At 57.9% G+C, this 17,169-nt stretch carries 13 protein-coding genes; 6 read left to right on the top strand and 7 right to left on the bottom strand.

Going from position 1 to position 17,169, the window contains the following annotated elements:
* Positions 1-342: 342 nt before the first annotated feature.
* Entirely contained in the window at positions 343-507 is a 165-nt protein-coding gene (locus E6C55_RS33995) for a hypothetical protein (protein WP_168735969.1), read from the top strand.
* Positions 508-587: 80 nt separating this feature from the next.
* Complete coding sequence (locus E6C55_RS33990; RefSeq protein WP_168735968.1) at positions 588-740, top strand: hypothetical protein; 153 nt, start codon at positions 588-590, stop codon at positions 738-740.
* 449 nt (positions 741-1,189) lie between these two features.
* Here the strand turns inward: E6C55_RS33990 and E6C55_RS30770 are convergent, their stop codons facing one another.
* A complete protein-coding gene (locus tag E6C55_RS30770) occupies positions 1,190-5,365 on the bottom strand; it encodes an S-layer homology domain-containing protein (protein WP_168735967.1) in 4,176 nt (1,391 codons plus the stop codon).
* 804 nt (positions 5,366-6,169) lie between these two features.
* Here E6C55_RS30770 and E6C55_RS30765 point away from each other — a divergent pair.
* On the top strand, positions 6,170-7,567 hold the full coding sequence (locus E6C55_RS30765) for a SpoVR family protein (protein ID WP_330999677.1): 1,398 nt from the start codon (positions 6,170-6,172) through the stop codon (positions 7,565-7,567).
* A gap of 51 nt (positions 7,568-7,618) precedes the next feature.
* The gene (locus E6C55_RS30760) at positions 7,619-8,518 is read left to right on the top strand and encodes an SDR family oxidoreductase (RefSeq protein WP_136373670.1); all 900 of its coding nucleotides are present in this window, start codon (positions 7,619-7,621) and stop codon (positions 8,516-8,518) included.
* A 214-nt stretch (positions 8,519-8,732) separates the two neighbouring features.
* On the opposite strand, the gene E6C55_RS30755 is transcribed toward E6C55_RS30760, so the two are convergent.
* From E6C55_RS30755 to E6C55_RS30735, 5 genes are all read right to left on the bottom strand, one after another.
* Complete coding sequence (locus E6C55_RS30755) at positions 8,733-9,128, bottom strand: LytTR family transcriptional regulator DNA-binding domain-containing protein (protein ID WP_136373669.1); 396 nt, start codon at positions 9,126-9,128, stop codon at positions 8,733-8,735.
* 14 nt (positions 9,129-9,142) lie between these two features.
* On the bottom strand, positions 9,143-9,268 hold the full coding sequence (locus E6C55_RS30750; protein ID WP_136373668.1) for a cyclic lactone autoinducer peptide: 126 nt from the start codon (positions 9,266-9,268) through the stop codon (positions 9,143-9,145).
* The gene (locus E6C55_RS30745; RefSeq protein ID WP_136373667.1) at positions 9,265-9,798 is read right to left on the bottom strand and encodes an accessory gene regulator ArgB-like protein; all 534 of its coding nucleotides are present in this window, start codon (positions 9,796-9,798) and stop codon (positions 9,265-9,267) included. The genes E6C55_RS30750 and E6C55_RS30745 overlap by 4 nt, the downstream gene beginning before the upstream one ends.
* Before the next feature lie 1,202 nt (positions 9,799-11,000).
* A complete protein-coding gene (locus E6C55_RS30740) occupies positions 11,001-12,191 on the bottom strand; it encodes an ornithine--oxo-acid transaminase (RefSeq protein WP_136373666.1) in 1,191 nt (396 codons plus the stop codon).
* A gap of 242 nt (positions 12,192-12,433) precedes the next feature.
* Positions 12,434-14,329, bottom strand: a complete 1,896-nt coding sequence (locus E6C55_RS30735) for a PrkA family serine protein kinase (protein ID WP_136373665.1) — start codon at positions 14,327-14,329, stop codon at positions 12,434-12,436.
* Positions 14,330-14,550: 221 nt separating this feature from the next.
* Between E6C55_RS30735 and E6C55_RS30730 the strand changes: the two genes are divergently transcribed.
* Together E6C55_RS30730 and E6C55_RS30725 are read left to right on the top strand one after the other, a co-directional pair.
* The gene (locus E6C55_RS30730) at positions 14,551-15,423 is read left to right on the top strand and encodes a DUF2161 family putative PD-(D/E)XK-type phosphodiesterase (protein ID WP_136373664.1); all 873 of its coding nucleotides are present in this window, start codon (positions 14,551-14,553) and stop codon (positions 15,421-15,423) included.
* Positions 15,416-15,715: a Rieske 2Fe-2S domain-containing protein gene (locus E6C55_RS30725; RefSeq protein ID WP_136373663.1), complete on the top strand. Its 300-nt coding sequence runs from the start codon at positions 15,416-15,418 to the stop codon at positions 15,713-15,715. Before E6C55_RS30730 ends, E6C55_RS30725 begins: the two co-directional genes overlap by 8 nt.
* 83 nt (positions 15,716-15,798) lie before the next feature.
* Here E6C55_RS30725 and E6C55_RS30720 read toward each other — a convergent pair whose 3' ends face one another.
* Positions 15,799-16,935, bottom strand: a complete 1,137-nt coding sequence (locus E6C55_RS30720) for an aminotransferase class I/II-fold pyridoxal phosphate-dependent enzyme (protein ID WP_168735966.1) — start codon at positions 16,933-16,935, stop codon at positions 15,799-15,801.
* Between the last annotated feature and the right edge of the window lie 234 nt (positions 16,936-17,169).

The following is a 17,169-nucleotide window of genomic DNA, read 5'->3' as shown; positions in this document are numbered from 1 at the left end:
GTCTGAAAATTTCGACAACATGGTGGGTCTCGCTTGGTGTTCGCTTTTTTCGGCACCGATGGCGTTTCGTCCTGACTTTTTTCCAATTTCACAGTTTCACCTACTTGACATTGCACCGCTGGGCTATCCTATTCGCCGCCCGCTTCCCCATTGCCTCTCCTCGTTGCCTCGCGCCCGCCGTTTGCCTCGCCGCCTCCTTTTGTTGCGCGCCTCTGGGCGGTATCGCCATTTTCCCCGCCGGTTCGGAATCGCCCCGTATACTCGCCGCTTCGGCTCGGCCAGCCCCCGCATAATCTGTAGGCAAGACGAATTCTGCAGACGAATTCCGCGAGGAGGAGTTCCATGAACCGGACAAGAGTCAAGACGTTCCGTCATCAAGTAGGCAAGAACCGCTACATCGTCATCCACATCTACCAGTCGGCGTCGGCCAGCTCCGATTCCGGCAACGCTCTGGCGAGCAATGCCCTGAACATCAAAATCGAGAGAACAGCGAGCCGCAGACGCTGATCCGACGCTGATCCGACGCTGATCCGACATCGCCCCAGCCGTCCGGCCCCCTCCTCATCGACGAGAGGAGGTGATTCGTCTTGAAGAAGAAGTCTGCCCGCACGCAGAAGTGGAGCGATCCCCGCACCAACGTCAAGGTCGGCCAATCCGCCAGCGCTTCGATCAACCAAGGCGGCAACGCGATCTCCATCAACGCCTCGGACATCGGCGTCGTTCGCATTCGTCCCCAGTAATCGGCGCATGACGCAGAAGAAGGACCGCCGGGGGAATTCGCCCTGACGGTCCTATTCGGAATACCGCTCTCCTCGGCAAGGCTCGCATACGGAATCAGGCGGCGGTACGGCACATTCTCCCCCTCCTCGTCCATGCGATCGCCCTCTTGATCCTCCTCATCCGAAGAGCCATGCGATTTTATGCGTTTTTTCACATTCGTTGACCCGGATTCCGGATGGATCGGGGCGTTTTATGCGGTTTTTAGCATACATCCAGCGTCTCGAGCCGGAAATTCCTCCATGAATGTGATTTTTCGCATATCATCGGGCAAACTGCCCGTTATCGAGCTGTGTGAATGTGGTTTCTCGCATAAAAAACCCCGGGAGGCTCCGATCTGCCGAATAGACGACAGGCCTCCCCGGATCGGAGAAGCCTGTCGTCTTTATTTGGTTTGCCGGCGATTAACCCGTCATTGGCAAAGCAGCATCGCAACGACCTTGGCGGTCTCTGCGCGTGTTGCCGAAGCCAGCGGGCTGAAGTCTCCCGCCTCGTTGCCTTCCATCAGGCCGAGCTGCTTCAATTGCCGGGCCGCATCCCGCGCCCAAGCCGCGATGGCGGCTTCGTCGCCGAAGCCGGAACCGTCGGAACCGCCTGCGCTGCCGGAGCCGCTTCCGGCCGCCGCTGCGCCCCGGTACTCCAGAGCGCGCAGGAGCATGACGGCCATCTCTTGCCGCGAGATCTCCGCATTCGGCTGGAAGCGCCCGTCGCGATCCCCGAGCACGATACCGGCCGCCGCCGCGGCGCTGACCGAGTCGGCGTACCAAGCATTGGAGACCACGTCCGCGAAGCCGGAGGAGCTTAATGCGTTAAGGCCGAGAGCCCTGGCCAGCATCGCGGTGAATTCCGCCCGCGTGACTTGCTTCTCCGCGCTTACCTTGTTGTCTCCCGTCCCTTGGATCACCCCGATGCCGGACAGCATCTGGAGATACGAATAGCTCCAATGGGAAGCGGACAGATCCGCGTAGCCGGATTGGACTTCGACCGCAACATAGGTCGCGTTCGGAACAAGCTGCGCCTGCTGCTTCTGGTTGACGATGCTGAAGGAGACAAGCTCCGGCTTGCCGGATTCCGTCACGCGGTACAGGTGAGTATACGGCGTGAGCGCAAGGCCGGACCAATCGAGCGCATAGACGATCCCGCCGACGTTCGAGCTGACGTTAAAGGCCAGGCGGCTTGTCGCCTGGGCGTTCGGGCCCGAGGCGAGGGAGCTTAAGGCGGAGGAATTGCCGAAGTCCTCCGTCTTCCACCCGAGAACGAGATCGGACCCGTCGGCAGGCGCGGTCAGTTGACCGGCCGCGATCCGAATTGCAGGCAAGCCGTCCGCCTTGACGACAAGCGTCGCGATCGAACCGCCGCTCTGCAATTGCTTCAGCACGTCGGCGCCGATCTTCAACTGATTGACTTGGCCGGAGACGGCCAGCGTCAGTTCCCCGTTCGCGCCCGCGGCTTCCAGCTCCTTGGCCGTCAATTCGTGAACCGTATCGGCAGGCTCGGTCGTGCCGGACGAATCGCTGTTGCCGCTGTTGTCGCCGCCGTTGCTGCCGTTGTCGCTGCCATTGTTGCCGCCGTTATTCCCGCCGTTGCTGCCGCCGGACGTCTCTTGCTTGGCAATGGAGAACGTATCGATCAATTCTCCCTCCAGCGTCCGCGCGTCAACCTTGATCTCGCTGTCCGATACGGTGACGTGAGAATAGACAGGCACGTCGTCATCGTACATGAACTCCAGATAACTGTACTTCTCGCCGTCGTAGAACTTCCAGCCGGACGAGCCGCCATCCAGGTAGATCGATCCCTTGCCGTCGGAAGACGGCACTCCGCCGGCCATCCGGTACGTCCTCGCATACACGTGGTCGTGTCCGACGAGAACCAGATCGACGTTGTGGTTCTCCAGAATGCTTGAGAAATAAATTTTCACATCTTCGGCCAGATCCCCGCGCCCGGCTTCCGTGTGGTACACGGGACGGTGGAACATGGCGATCGTCCACTTCTTGTCGTTCGAATTCAGATCCTGCTCCAGCCACTGCGCCTGCATGGCCATCTGCTCCGTCGTTCCTTCGGAATTCAGCACGACGAAGTGCGTGTCGTCCAGGTCGTAGGAGTAGGCGTATTCCTTGTACGCGGCCGGGCCGTTGTCCGGCAGGATCGCTCCCTTGGCATAGACCTCCTTGCCCTCCGCCTTGACGTCGTGGTTGCCGAGAGTCGTCGCCGACGGAAGGAAATTCGAGTAGCTGGACGTCGCCTGCCAGAACCGTTTCCACTCCGCGAATGCGCCGCCGGCATCCACCGCGTCTCCACCATGCATGAGAAATTGCGTATCCGGGTAATTGGCCAAAGCGTTGTCGATCAGGGCTTGATAAGTCTCCATCCCGTTGTCGGCCTTCACGTGGGAGTCGGTCACGAACACGAAGGATACGGGCGTCTCCAGCGAAGCGTCGGTCGTCGAATAGTCGTACCACTCGCTCCATGCCCCGGCATCGCCGACGCGGTACTTGTAAGCGGTCGATTCGTCAAGCCCGCCGATCAGCGCCGTATGGAAACGAATCTCGCCCTTCGTACCGTTCTCCAGTTCGCTCAGCACCTGGTTCTCGCCCTGCGCCCGGGTCGTCGTCACCTTCGATTCGTCCGGAGCCGCCTCGTCCGAGCCCCAGTCTTCCGCTTTGACATACTGGACGTAATTGCTGCTCACATGCGGGCTGGTCATCCAGCCGATGCTCATCTGGGAAGACAAATCTTCGGTGATGTACGTCTGAACGTACTCCGGATACTCGTTGCCGTAAGGCTCGACGACTTCGAAGCTGACGGCCGCGCTGTTCTTGCTGCCGACGACGGCCTGGGCCTTGTACGTTCCGAGCGCAAGAGTCGTCAGATCCGTCTTGAGAATCCCGTTCTCGTCCGTCTGACCGAGCGACCGGTTCAAGGGGATAAGCGATGCCGCATCGACGTTCGCTTCTTCGATGTAGCCCGTCGTCGCGCCGTCGGCGAGAAGCACCTCGTACCAGCCGTCATCGGATTCCGGAGCGGAATAGATGCGATCTCCGGCATGAAGCGTCGTCAGAACGGGTTCGGACGTGTCGTCGTCCTCGTAGACGGGCGTATCGGCTGTAATCGTCGCAACGGCCATCTCTCCGAGCAGCCCTCTCAGGTAAACATCGGCTCCGGCCGCAGGGACGCCATCGTGCGTCGTTACCTTAAACGTCGTGGTCGTCTTCAAGCCGACGCCCTCGATGTCCATAAGATACGGGAAAGCGATTGTGTAATGGACCGGCACGGCCAGCGAAGAGATGCTTCCGGCTTCGGAAGCGAGCGTCCCCGCGGTCATCTTCACCTGCTTGAAGCTCTCCCCGCGGGCGAGCACGGCGTCGGAGCTTACCCGGAATTGAACCGTGGCGAGTTCGCCGGAGGACGCGATGCCGTCGATGCCGAATTGCAATTGTCCCGCCGCATCCGTCCGGGAAGAGATGCTTGTCCCGTTCTTCGGAACGATCTGTTCGACCGTCAACGTGCTCGGGTCGTATTGCAGAGTCACCTGGGAAGAAGCGCTCGTGCGATCTCCTGCCAGCGATACCGTCACTTCGTAAAGCTCGTTGCTCACCGCTTCCGCCGGGGCCGACATGGTTAGGCGCTCTCCGGCCGCTTCCGTGAAGGAGTAGCCGAGCCGGGCCGGGTTGCCCGCGCGGTCCTTGGCGTTAACGACGACCTCGTGATAACCGCTCGTCACGAATTCGGACGGCAGGCTCAGCAGCTCGGTCTCTTCGGAGTAGGTCGCATGGGAGGTCAGGTCTTGTCCGTCCGCGATCAGTCGAATCGAAGCCGGATCGATTCCGGATACCGTATCCGTACCGGACTGCACGTCCCGGATTCGCACCTCGAAGGAGGTCACATCGCTCGGCACGACATCGTTCGGCGCAGGAGAGACGGCCTCGATGGCCGGAACCTCGTGATCCGCTCCCGTATCCTCGTAGATGAGCTGCACGTCGTCGATCCAGATCGAGCCTTTGTTCTTCTTGGCCATATCCGATTGCTTCAATTGGAAAAGCAATTCGAGACTGCTGCCTTCAATCTTGTTCTGCGGAACTTCTACTTCGATGTACTTCCAGCCTGTCCAGTTCACACCGATCGTCTCGTCTTCATAATATTCGGGCGTGAACGAGGAGCCGCCGCTGTCGCGGAACTTCGTCGTCAGCAGGTGACCGTCGTTGTTGCCGTATACCCACATGCCGACCTTGATCGGCTTGCCCGCGATGGCGATGTTGCCGGACGCCGGATACAGCTCCAACTGGGAAGGATTGTCGACGACGTCGATCATGTCGTAATCGATTCTCAGCGAGTAGGTTCCGTTGCGGACGTGCTGGGGATCGGTCTCGATGGACGCGGAGGCCGACACAACGCGCTTCGGATTTAATCGAACGACGCCTGCGGAACCGGCTTCGAAGTTCTCGAGCATCAGAATTCCGTTCTCGATCGTTCCCGCCGCCGAAGCGTGGGACGTTTGAACGAGCGGCAATTGGCCGGCCCAAGGGACCGCAACGAGCACGGCCATCGATCCGACAACGAGTTTGGCTAATGGGGTATGGCTTTTTCTCAAGGGAAGGCACATCCTCTCTCTCTTAAAGTACGCGAACGCTCACAATAAGAGAGTATAGATGCCGACTGTTAACGCTGATTCGACAGTTTGTTATCCATTGGTTATAACAAAATAAAAGTTTCGGGGAGAGATCATTACAATTTGTATGGAGAGAGGAGCACAGCGAACAACGCACAGAGTCAGCTTGCCATCCTGTACGGAACAAGCCAACTTGATGCCGAAGGCCATGATCGGTAAGGGGAAGGTTCCTGAGTCGCGGGGAGAAGAAGCATAAGCGTCCAGAAGGGGGGATAGCCCCTTGTCATAACCATAATGTGGGAATTCCCCCTCGATAGGGGCGGGATGTGTTGGTATAAATTGGTTTGTGGAAGGTAAACGTGTGGGCGGCTCATGCGATACGATGCGATGCGATACGATGCGATCTGTGCCGCTCCATTAAGATACTCTGCCCCTTTGCCTGATGACTTTTGCGATTTTATGTGATTTTTCACATTCGTTGGCTTGAATTGGAGGCAATCGCGGCGTTTTATGTGGTTTTTCACATCTATAGGGGACCGCGAGCCGGAAATTTCTCCACGAATGCGCTTTTTCACATATAATCCTCCAATCTACCGTCCCCCGAGCTGCGCCAATGTGAATTTTCACATAAAATCCGAACCGGCCATCGTCAGCCTCCCCCTCCCACTCCCGCCAGCCAAGTCGATTCGCAACCGCGCCCCCCGCTCGTCCCCAGTCACGTCCCGCCCGCTTCCCGCATATACATATCGTGGTGGACCTATTGCCATTTAGCGAGGGGGAACGGCCATGTACATGTCGCAGCAAGACGAGCACCGAGAACTGGAAGCGGCAATTGGAGAGATTACCGAGATCGCCCAGGGCTTCGGGCTTGATTTCTACCCGATGAGGTACGAGATCTGTCCGTCGGATATCATCTACACGTTCGGTGCCTACGGAATGCCGACCCGCTACAGCCATTGGAGCTTCGGCAAAACATTCAATAGAATGAAGATGCAATACGACCTCGGCCTGAGCAAGATCTACGAACTCGTCATCAACTCCAACCCTTGCTACGCCTTCCTGCTCGACGGCAACTCGCTCGTTCAGAACAAGCTGATCGTCGCCCACGTGCTCGCCCATTGCGACTTCTTCAAGAACAACGCCCGCTTCTCCGCCTCGAACCGCAACATGGTCGAGAGCATGTCCGCAACCGCCGAGCGAATCCGGCAATACGAGATCGAATACGGGAGCGACGAGGTGGAGAAGTTCCTCGATGCCGTCATGGCGATCCAGGAGCACGTCGATCCCGGCATCGTTCGGCCGCAGGGGCTGGACAAGAGACGGTATATGGAGATGCAGCGGCGCGCCGAGCTGGAGCGAAGGGGCAAGACGGCGAACCCGACTCCGTACGACGACCTGTGGTCGCTCGAAGAGTCCTCCCTGAGCCCTGCGAACACAGCCGCCGAGCCCCGCCGCTTCCCTCCCGAGCCGGAGAAGGACCTCATCTGGTTCGTCCAGGAATATTCGCCGCACATGACCGATTGGCAGCGCGACATCATGTCCATGCTGCGCGAGGAGATGCTCTACTTCTGGCCGCAGATCGAGACGAAGATCATGAACGAAGGCTGGGCGACCTTCTGGCACCAGCGGATCATCCGCGAGCTTCACCTGACGAGCGAGGAGACGATCGAATACGCGAAGCTCAACTCCGCCGTCGTCCAGCCCTCGCGCAGCTCCCTGAACCCCTACTATCTGGGCGTCAAGATCTTCGAAGACATCGAGAAGCGTTGGGGCCGCGAGAAGATTTTTGAGGTGCGCGAGCTCGATTCGGACCCGTCCTTCCTGCGCAATTACTTGACCAAGGAACTGACGGATGAGCTGGATCTGTATATTTTCGAGAAAAAGGGGCCGGAGTGGACGATCACGGACAAAGCGTGGGAAGCGGTGCGGGATCAACTTGTCTATTCGCGGGTGAACGGCGGCTTCCCGTACCTCGTCGTGACCGACGGCGATTATCAGCGCAATGGCGAGCTGTATCTGTCCCATCGGTTCGAGGGCGCGGAGCTGGATCTGAAGTACATCGAACGCACGATACCGTTCGTCGTGCAGCTCTGGGGGAAGCCGGTGCATCTGGAGACGACCGTGGAAGGCAAGCCGGTGCTCTTCAGTTGCGACGGCAAGAAGACAACACGCAAAAATGTTTAAAAATCGGCGATTGGTCGTAATCTACTCCTAAGGAAAGGAGTGGATTCTTCCATGTGGATAGCCGATTCGAACACCTCCGGCGGCGGAGCGTCTCCAAGCCGCCCGGACCACTTCCCGCCGCAGCATCAGGACCATCAACCGGGGATCGAGAGCGACATGCTCCCGCCCCCGGAAGCGGAGTCGCCGATCTATCGGCCGGCCGGCAAATTAACCGGCAAGGTCGCCGTCATCACAGGCGGCGACAGCGGCATCGGCCGCGCCGTCGCGATCGCCTTCGCCAAGGAGGGCGCGAACGTCTCGATCGTGTACCTGAACGAATATACGGACGCCAAGGAGACGCAGCGCCAGATCGTGCAGGAGGGCCGGGAGTGCCTGCTTCTCTCCGGCGACATCGGCGATCCCGCCTTCTGCAAGGACGCGGTCGCGCGAACAATCGGGACGTTCGCCCGCCTGGACACCGTCGTGAACAATGCCGCCGAACAGCATCCCGTCGACTCGCTGGACAAAATCTCGCCGGAGCAGCTTCAACGTACGTTCGCTACGAATGTTTTCGGCATGTTCTACCTGACCCAAGCCGCGCTTCCGCACCTTGCCGCCGGGGCGACGATCATCAACACCGCCTCGATCACCGCCTACAAGGGCAATCCGATTCTGCTCGATTATTCCGCAACCAAGGGAGCCATCGTCTCCTTCACGCGGTCGCTGTCGCTCAGCGTTGTCGGACAAGGCATCCGCGTCAACGCCGTCGCGCCGGGCCCCATCTGGACGCCGCTCATCCCGTCGACATTCAACGCGACGGAGGTGGCGAAGTTCGGCTCCGACTCTCCGATGAAGCGCGCCGGTCAGCCGGACGAGCTGGCCCCCGCCTACGTGTACCTCGCCAGCGAGGACTCCTCCTACGTCAGCGGGCAAGTCATCCACGTCAACGGCGGAACCATCGTGAACGGCTGAGCAGCGACAGACGCGACAAGCGCCGGGGCCATTCGGGTTGGCCCCCCGGCGCCCACGCGGCCGGCCAGCCCAAACAGCCGCTGCTTCTTGCACGCAATCAGCGACATACATACCAGTCACAGAAATGGAACGAGCCCTCTCGGCGTCAGGCCGTGGAGGGCTCGTTCCATAATAAGTACACATCTTCCAACTTCCTTGCGGGACATCCGTAAATTTATGTTCGGTTCCTGGACCAGAACAATCCCTTCGGCGACGTCTGATACGAGGACTTGTCCTCTTGCACCAGGTGCATCACCTTATGGGTGTTGGCTTCGGATACCGTTGCGAAGAAGCTGCCAGAAGTCCACGGGTCTTCGAAGTACACTTTCCGCGATTTCTTGTCGAACGACTTAGCGTGAGCCATGTTGACCAAGTTGCCCCGATCCAAACGCTCAAAGCCTGTCTCACCTAGCAAAGCCTGAAATTCCTCAAGCGTCGTAGGATAATAAAATACCCCTTGCTTTGTGTGAAATTCTGGGCCGTTGGAAGTCGGACGAATCGCGAGCACTTCGTCGACATTCACTTCGACCGGAGTGCCGTTGGCATCCAGTAGGTGAAAGATAGACATCATGCTCCCCCCACTTCTTATGCGCGTTTCAGTTCAGCAGGGATTTCAGGACGATGTACGACAAAGAAGCATGCTGTGCTGACGAATACGACTGCAAATACACCAAGTGCCTTAGCCAGACCAAGGGCCAATTGTTTCTTCATGAAGGTTTGACCTCCTTTCCATTTTTAAATAACAGCAAAATGGACTGAAATATGGCAACAATCGTAAGTGCAGGGTCCTGAATCAGGAAGTTAGCTCCTACAATTACAATCGACACCAACTTAAGGATGGGAAAGTATTTCTCCGGAATCTGAGCAAAACCTTTAATATTCGACGGCGCAAAAATCGCTACCATAATTAAATTAACACAATTTCCATAAATAATCATTTCTTTTGTGATAGGAATAAAAGGAGCAGAGCACATAAGGGTTATTGAAAGCAATGTACAGAGATTCGAGGAATGAAGATGATATCCCCCCGAGAAGAATCTCAGAAACATAAAGTACAGCAACCCGTAAAAAGTGATCCATGGCTCCCCAAATATAAAACCGATAACCGTAATGACAATCATCGTGAATAATGTGTGCAAAATAGTAATCAGCGAGAATTTCATGACCTCGATGCTGGGCGTCTGATCTTTATCCACATTTTTAATGGATGTCGCAATAGAAAGAGCTAGCTTCTCAATCATCTTATCGTTCCTTCCTGATGGAAAAGTAAATAAGAATTAGAAGTACAACCACGAAGAAAATCGACACGCTGATAATCGTTTCTAACAACTGATCGGGAGCGTTTGAAGCAATATAAAGAAGATTAGCCACGAAAATAATGAGAATTCCCACCACCAAAAATATAAGAAAAAGCTTATTACCTTTTATAGAATCCTTGTAAAAACGACTACTAGACTCGATGTAGCTAAATCCGCCTTTGCTTAGATAGATAAAGGCAGAGATAAGACATACCGAAGTGAAAGTCAATATCTGCAGAGTGTAGCCCGATTCCGTGTAGGTAATGAATTCTTCGAAAACCTTGTAATAAACTAGAATGGCAATCAATATGAATTGGACTAGAGCTTGGACAACATATCCAATGACTACCATAATAAAGGAATGAAAGAGCCTTACTTTCAGTATAATTGTCGTAAGGAAAAATAAAATTAAAACATTTACAAGAGGCGATATATCCTGCAAGGATTCCGTCTGAAGCGTATTCGACACAAATGCCAGTATTAAAGCTCCCAGAATAAATTTTAAAATATTCTCTTTAATCGAGAAGCGGAATAGAACCATGATAAAAATAAAGAAGGAAACATACTCAAGCATTGAGGAAGCAATAAACATGATGAACGCCATACGATCCCCCGCACCTCACTATTTATAGTACCATTTTACCAATGAAGCTACACTTTTCATATCTTTATTTCTTTCGATCGCGTTTCATTTTCACCATTTTCATCCCTTTAATATACAATTATGTAACAGCTCATACCATTTTTCAACAAAATACGACTTCAGACCTAGGATAAAAAAGTATACGTTCAAGGAAGAAGGAGGGCCTCTCCGAGAAAATACGAATAAACCGCACTCTCCCGATCACGTCGAGAGGCTGCGGTCCCGTTCATTCTATGCGGTTTTTCATATTCAATCGACGCTAAAGGCCGCTTTTTTCGGAATGAATATGGTTTTTAGTATAAAAATGGTCGTCGGAGGCAGTGGGGAAGCGATTGTATGTGGTTTTTAGCATAAAATGGCCGTGAGGAGGGGGCAAGGGGCGATTGTGTGTGGTTTTTAGCATAAAAAGCGGTCGCCCACAAAGCAAGGAGTCCAGGCCGCCCAAGCCGCCCGCCCCTTCCAAGTTGCATAGTGTCAACGCAGCATTGATCCTATTGCCCGGTTAAGCGAACACGTCCCGAATTCGTTCGACAGCCCAGTTCAGATCCGCTTCGGCTACGACAAGAGGCGGTGCGAGACGGATAACCCGCTCGTGCGTCTCCTTGCAGAGCAAGCCGATCTGCTTCAGCATCTCGCAATACGGCCGCGCCGGGCACGACAGCTCCACGCCGACGAGCAGCCCCCTGCCACGGACTTCCTTGATGTCCGGATGCGAGAGACTGCGCAGGCTCCCCAGGAACCGCTCCCCCAAGGAGAGCGAACGCTCGGCCAGCCGCTCCTCCTCAATTACCTTGATCGCGGCGACGGCTACCGCGCTGGCCAGCGGGTTGCCTCCGAATGTCGAGCCGTGGGAGCCGGGCTCGAACACGCCGAGAATCTCCCTGTCGGCAACAACCGCCGATACCGGAAGCACTCCTCCTCCGAGCGCCTTGCCCAGAATGTAGACGTCGGGGACGACGCCTTCCCAATCGCAGGCGAATCGCTTGCCCGTGCGCCCGAATCCCGTCTGGATCTCGTCGGCCATCAGCAGCACTCGTTCGCGCTTGCACAGCTCGGACACACCGCGCAGATAACCGTCCGACGGTATGACAATGCCGGCTTCTCCCTGAATGGGCTCGAGCAGCACCGCAGCCGTATTCGGCGTAATGGCCCGCTCCAACGCCTGCAGATTGCCGAACGGCACAAGCCGAATGCCGGGAACGAACGGGCCGAACTGTTCTCGGTAAGCAGGCTCCGACGAGAAGGAGGTAGCAAGCAGCGTTCGTCCGTGGAAGTTCCCTTCGCAGACAACAACCTCCGCCTTCCCGTCCGGAATCCCTTTGTTCCGATATCCCCACCGCCGGGCCGTCTTCACCGCCGTCTCGACCGCTTCCGCTCCGGTGTTCATTGGGAGCATCATGTTTTTGCCGGTGTATCGGACGATTCGCTTCAGCAGCTCTGCGAACGGTTCGTTGTAGAAGGCTCGCGAAGTCAAGGTCACCTTGTCCGCCTGCTCCTTGAGCGCTTGAATAATGCGCGGATGCCGATGCCCCTGGTTAAGCGCCGAATAGCCGCTGAGCATATCCAGGTATCGCTGGCCGTCCGGATCTTCCACCCATGCCCCTTCCGCCCTGGCGATGACGATCGGCAGAGGGTGATAATTGCGAGCGCCGAGTCGATCCGTCGTGGCTATCGTATCTTTGCGCGGACTCATATAACGCCCCTTCTTTCTCCCGAAGAAAATTCGCAGACGCGAATTCATGTTGACGTTCCTTCAAGTCGCAGCCATAATGGAGCCCGTTTATCGGAAGAAGTCGAGCTGCTCCAAGCCGGCCGCCACACCTAACCCTCCGTCCAACCGTCATCTCGCCACTCCTTGCGCCCAATAACAAGTTCGCCCCGACACAGCGTCAGGGCGAACTTTATTTTTTTCCCGGCACGAGGGCCATTCCCTGCTCACCGATTCAGCAAGCTCCCCACATACCGCATCAGCTCGTTGGCGCATACCGGGCAGTAGCCGTGCTCGTCGATCAGCCGCTTCGTCACCTCGTTGATCCTCTTGAGCTGACTCTCGTCCGGCGTCTTCGTCGAGGTCGTGATCTTCACGATGTCCTTCAGGTCGGTGAACAGCTTCTTCTCGATCGCCTCGCGCAGCCGCTCGTGCGTGCTGTAGTCGAACTTCTTGCCCTTGCGGGAATAGGCCGAGATGCGGATCAGAATCTCCTCGCGGAACGCCTTCTTCGCATTCTCGGAGACGCCGATCTGCTCCTCGATGGAGCGCATCAGCCTCTCGTCCGGGTCCATCTCCTCCCCCGTGAGCGGATCTTTCATTTTCGACCAGTTGCAGTAGGCCTCTATGTTGTCCAGGTAGTTCTCGAACAGCGTGCGCGCCGACTCCTCGAACGAGTAGACGAACGCCTTCTGAACCTCCTTCTTGGCCAGGCCGTCGTACTCCTTCCGGGCCACGGAGATGAAGTTTAAGTACTTCTCCCGCTCCTCCTTCGTGATCGAAGGATGCTGGTCGAGGCCGTCCTTAAGCGCGCGGAGCACGTCGAGGGCATTGATGCACGGCAGATCGTGCTTGATCAAGGCGCTGGAGATGCGATTGATGACATAACGGGGGTCGATGCCCGACATCCCTTCGTCCGTGTGCTCGTTCTGCAGCTCCTTCAGATCGGCTTCCTTGAAGCCCTCCACCTCTTCCCCGTCGTACAGCCGCATCTTCTTGACGAGATCCATGCCTTGCTTCTTGGAGTCTCTCAGACGGGTGAGGATGGAGAAAATAGCGGCGGAACGAAGGGCATGCGGAGCGATATGGACGTGGCTCATGTCGGATTGGCCGATCAGCTTGGAATAGATTTTCTCCTCGTCCGTCACCTTCAAGTTATAAGGAACCGGCATGACGATCATCCGCGATTGCAGCGCCTCATTCTTCTTGTTGGAGATGAACGCCTTGTACTCGGATTCGTTCGTGTGGGCGATGATCAGCTCGTCGGCGGAGATAAGCGCGAACCGGCCGGCCTTGAAGTTGCCTTCCTGCGTCAAGGAGAGCAAGTTCCAGAGGAACTTCTCGTCGCACTTCAGCATCTCCTGGAATTCCATAAGCCCCCGATTCGCCTTGTTCAGCTCGCCGTCGAACCGGTACGCTCTCGGATCGGACTCGGAGCCGTATTCCGTAATCGTCGAGAAGTCGATGCTCCCCGTCAGGTCGGCGATATCCTGCGACTTCGGATCGGAGGGGCTGAACGTGCCGATGCCGACCCGGTCCTCCTCGGAGAGCAGGACACGCACAACCGGAACCTTCTCCGCGTCGTCGTCGAACTCGGTGCGCAGCCTCATCTGGCAGGACGGGCACAGATTCCCTTCGATTCGAACCCCCAGCTCCTTCTCGAACTCGGGGCGCAGCCCGTGAGGGATCAAGTGCAGCGGGTCCTCGTGCATCGGGCAGCCTTGAATCGCGTAGACCGCTCCTCGATCGGTGCGGGCGAATTGCTCGAGTCCTCGCTTCAGGATCGTGACGATCGTCGACTTGCCTCCGCTTACCGGTCCCATGAGGAGCAAGATCCGCTTGCGCACATCAAGCCGGCGGGCCGCCGAGTGGAAGTACTCCTCCACCAGCTTCTCCATCGTTCGATCCAGGCCGTAAATATCCCGTTCGAAAAACTTGTATCGCTTGTGACCGCCGACCTCCTCCACGCCATGCGACACGATCATGTCGTATACCCGGGCATGCGCGGTCATCGCCGGAGCCGGATCGCGGCGCAGCAAGTCGATATAATCCCTGAAAGTTCCGGACCACGCAAGCTTCTCGCTCTCGGTCCGGTACTCCGCGAGACGTCTGAATAGATCCATGCCGCTACCTCCTCTACCTAGTCCCTTCCCCTTGAGAAACGTACTTATAACTATGCGAAGAGAAGGACGAAATTGCCCCTTACCGACCATGAAAACAAGATAGGCCGTCCCATGCCCGCAGCCATGTTAGCTTCGAATCCGCGCCGCGCTTACGATTGGCGGCTTCCATGTTATAATTCAAGCTATGGGTAAAATGAAAACGGAGAAGGAGGCGGACGCCGTTGGCCATCGAGCGCGAAACCGAGTTGTACGCTCCGATCAAGGCTCACTTCGCGCGGCTCGGATACGAGGTGAAGGCGGAGGTGCGCGGCTGCGACCTTGTCGCCGTGCGCCCCGCCGATTCCCGGCTCGTTATCGTGGAGATGAAGAAGACGTTTACGCTTCCGCTCCTGCTCCAGGGCTTGGAGAGGCAGCGCACGGGAGCCGAGGTATGGCTCGCCGTCGAACGGAACCGGACGAAGAAGGGCGCTCACAACCAGAGATTCCACGAGCTCTCCTCCTTATGCGGAAGACTGAAGCTGGGCTTCATGACCGTCACCTTCTACAAGACCAAATCGCCTGTGATCGAGATCTGGCGGCAGCCGCAGGGCGGCGGCGGCTCCGCAGCGCCGGCGCTCGCCATGCCGATGCTCGCGGACCATCTCACAGACGGCCTCGCGGCCGCCGAAGCGGCTTCCGCCGGCGAATACCGGCTGAAGGAAGGCGGGCGCGCGAAGCGCGGAGCGAAGAAGCTGCTGCAGGAGTTCGAAGCCCGCAGCGGCGACTACAACGTCGGCGGCAGCTCCAAGCGCAAGCTCGTCACGGCGTACCGCGAACGGTCCATTCAATGCGCCCTCGCGCTGGAATGCGGAGGCCCTGCGTCGCCTAAACGAGTGCGCGAGCTGACCGGCTGCCCGAACGCCGCGTCGATGCTGCGCGACAACTATTACGGATGGTTCCGCCGCGTCGAGCGCGGCGTCTACGAGCTGACTCCGGCCGGCAGCGCGGGGCTGGCGCAATTCCCCGAAGTGACGCGCACCTGGACGGAACGATTCGCCTGGGCGGCAAACCGCGCCGAGCCTATAGAGACGGGAGGCGGTGCCGGGAATGACTAAATTCCCGCTCGGTCCGGTCGCTCTCTACACAAGCTTCCCGACCGAGGTGAATGTGGACTGCGTGCCCTATTGGCTTGTCCGTGAAGGAGAGGGAGGCTACCGACTGCTGCTTGCGCTATGCCCGCATGCAGGCGGAGAGATCCGTTGGACGGGCGAACAGTTCCTCTGCCCCCTGCACTTCTGGACGTTCGACGAACATGGAGGCTGCCTGAACGTGAGGGACGAGCGCCTTGTTCGCCGCGATGTCGAGCTGAAGGACGGCATCCTCTATGCGGTCGGAGACAACTATTAGCCCCTTGCCCCATCACCCTGCCTTCGCCCATCCTGCCTTCGCCCATCCCGCCTTACCTCCGCCCAATTCCCTTCCTCCCCGCTCTACACCCATCTCCCGAGGAATTCCGACATCGCCTCGCCCAGCCTCTGAACTCCGATTCGAATCCATCTATCCTCGGTATGGGCGACGGTTATCCGCAGCTTGAAGCGATCCGGGTTGGAGGCGTAGAACGCGCCTCCCGGCTGGAACAGCACGCCGCCGAGCCATGAAGCCCGAAGCAGGGCGTCGCCGTCCAAGCCCTCCGGGAGCCCCAGCCACATGTGCATCCCCCGCTGCGGCTCCTGCCAGCTCAGCCCTTCCAGCCGCTGCTTCTTGAGCTGCTCGATCAGCACGCCGTTGCGCGAGCGGCAGATGAAGTTCAGCGTATTCACCAGCGGCTCGATGCCCTCCTCCAGCAAGCCAAGCACCGCAAGCTGTTCCGCAGGCGAGACGCCCTCGCCCGGGAACGGGAGCGGCTGCGATGACGGCGAGTGCCGGGGCAGGAGCTCCTTGATCCGCTCGTCTCCCTCGTCCCCTTCCACGCACAGCCATCCCCACCGCAGGCCGGCGACCATTCCCGGCGGCAGCTCCCCGGCTCGGATCACGACCGCCCCCATGCCGTCTCCGAGCGGCCGAAGCGCATCCTCCGCTTCCCTCGGCTCGCACAGGATCGCCTGGCGCTCATCCAGCAGAACGGCGGTGCCCGTCTCGCCGCAGATGCGCAGAAGCGCGTCCTTCCGCTCCCGGGTCCATCTTCTCCCTTCGGGGTCCGTGCAATCCGGCGCCGCATACACAAGGCGCGGGTGAAGCTTGCGGATCGAGTCCGCCAGCGCGTCCGGCTCGATCCCGGAAGCATCGCTTGGCGTATCGTGAGGAACGACACCCGCCCGGCGGAACGACTGAAGCGCGAACCGGCTGGTCGGCCGCTCCACGAGCACCGCGTCTCCCGGCTGCAGCAAGCGCCCGATCGTCCACTCGATCGCCGCATCCGCTCCTGCGGCAATACGGATGCGCGACGGAGCCGCCCCGAAGGTCGGAAGCAGCTCGGTCTGCGCCAAGACCTCCTTAAGCCGCTCGGCGTCCCGTTCGCGCCAAGCGCCGCCGAGCGCCGAGCAACGCTCCGTCCGCTCCTCCCATTCCGCGGCCGACAAGACGCCTTCCTTCGGCCATCCGCCCATCCAGTTGATCATCTCGCCCATCGTCATGCCCTCCTCGTCTTCCAAGTGGCAGCGACATTCGGCTACAATCTTAGTCTATGCGCGGACGGAGCAACATTTTGCGTTTTCTTTTTGGCCTGTCTTGGGTATAATAAAGGAAGTTTAGTGGAGGTGTGGCAAATGTTTCTGGGACTGACACATAACTTCTGGATCGTTATCCTCGTGTTAGCGATTCTCCTGACCGCCGTCTTGACCGCAGCTTACAACGAGGACAAG

The sequence above is a fragment of the Cohnella fermenti genome, assembly GCF_004801405.1.
GTDB lineage: Bacteria > Bacillota > Bacilli > Paenibacillales > Paenibacillaceae > Cohnella > Cohnella fermenti.
The sequence above is the reverse complement of the archived record's forward strand: the minus strand, read 5'-3'. Positions and strand labels throughout refer to the sequence as shown.